This is a genomic window from Microcystis sp. M53603_WE2 (assembly GCF_030065435.1).
In genome coordinates this window covers 1-1,490 of the sequence record NZ_JASJFF010000097.1, presented here as the reverse complement: position 1 = coordinate 1,490, position 1,490 = coordinate 1, and the positions used below count along the sequence as shown (strand labels likewise).

Sequence of the window (1,490 nt, the reverse complement as noted above, 5' to 3'; positions counted from 1 at the left end):
CCGTTTGTCGCTTGGAAACGGGGAAAATAAGTAGCTGGTTATAATTAAATTAAAAATGAATTTTAGGTTCGATCCCCCCTGCCCCCCTTGATAAGGGGGGTGCCGATCCCCCCTTAATCCCCCCTTGATAAGGGGGGTGCCGATAGGCGGGGGGATCTGATAACTTTTAACGCCTACCTACTTAGCGATCGAGTTTTGTAGATAACAAATTTCCCTAATTGTATAGTAGAAACTGGGGATCGGCTCTTAATTCTCTTGACTTTCTCCTAACTGATTTTCCTCTAAAGCTGTTATTGGTTTTTCTTCGCTCGATCCGATCCAGATCGCAATCATTCCGGCGATAGGAATGGATAGAAAAACCCCTAATAATCCCGCAACTCTTTCGCCGATAAAGAGAGATAAAAATAAAATTACCGGGTTTAATTCTAGGGCATTGCCCATAACTTTAGGGCGAATAATATTATCTTGAATTTGCACCAAGACAACACAGACAATAAAAGCTTTAACGGCAATTGCTAGTCCCTGGGAGGTAAAAGTCAAGATAGTTACCAACAAAATGCCCAGGGTTGCCCCGATACCAGGGATAGCATCGATAACACCGAGAATGCTCGCTAAAATTAGCCCATATTTGATTCCTAATAGGGAAAAACTTAAGAAACTCGTCACCGATAAAAAGAGCATTAACAACAGTTGCCCGCGAATAAATCCCAGAAAACTTTGTCGAAAAGACTTGGCAAAACGCTCCCGGTATGCTATGGGGAGAAGTTGCAAAAAACCTCGCCAGAGTTTATCACCGTCGATGAGCATATAAACACTGATCACCGCCCCGAAAATGCCCGTAAAGACACTGGAAAAAACTCCCTGTACGAGCGATAAACCCGTGGCTAAACCGGTTTGTAAGCTTCCCACCATTTTATTTAAATCTAATCGATCAAGAAAGTCTTGAAAGGGTAAAAAATCTTTTTGACTAAGGGCATCGGTAAGATTGAATAGTAGTCCTCTCCCCTGATTAACCGCTTCTAATCCTATGCCTGTGACTAATCTAAATAGGAGGATAAAAGCTACTAGGGTGGTAATAGCAATGGCTAGTCCTCTCGGTAGATAACGGGATAACCAAACCACGGGATAATTTAATAGAGCGGCCAGGACTGCCGAACCAGTAAAAATAGCGATCATCCCGTAGAAATAGTTAATTAAGATAATTAGACTCCAGCCACAGCCAAATAATAATAGATAGCGCACTAGAATCGAGTTATTCAGAGTTTTCCAAAAGGAGCTAGAAGGGGGCATAAATAAAGCTAGAAATAGGATTTTAGCATTTAGAATTGTTTTAACAAAGCTTCCCGCATGACCGAGACGGGGACGGGTTGACCTAACCAGATTTCTAGTGCGATCGCTCCCTGATTAACTAACATTTCTAACCCATCAATAATTCTTATCCCTCTAGTCCGGGCCAACCGGAGAAATTTGGTCGGCCGGGGATTATAAAT

At 42.3% G+C, this 1,490-nt stretch carries 1 protein-coding gene and 1 pseudogene; both read right to left on the bottom strand.

Going from position 1 to position 1,490, the window contains the following annotated elements:
* Nucleotides 1–246 precede the first annotated feature (246 nt).
* Nucleotides 247–1,290 (bottom strand): AI-2E family transporter, encoded by a 1,044-nt coding sequence (locus PX481_RS02260; protein ID WP_002758265.1) that lies wholly within the window; start codon nt 1,288–1,290, stop codon nt 247–249.
* Nucleotides 1,291–1,319: 29 nt separating this feature from the next.
* Nucleotides 1,320–1,490: pseudogene (locus tag PX481_RS02255) on the bottom strand (shikimate dehydrogenase); the annotation flags it as partial.

What these genes read in the sequence shown, in the direction of transcription:
- PX481_RS02260 (WP_002758265.1), bottom strand. Translation starts at nt 1,290, where the DNA reads ATGCCCCCTTCTAGCTCCTTTTGGAAAACTCTGAATAACTCGATTCTA.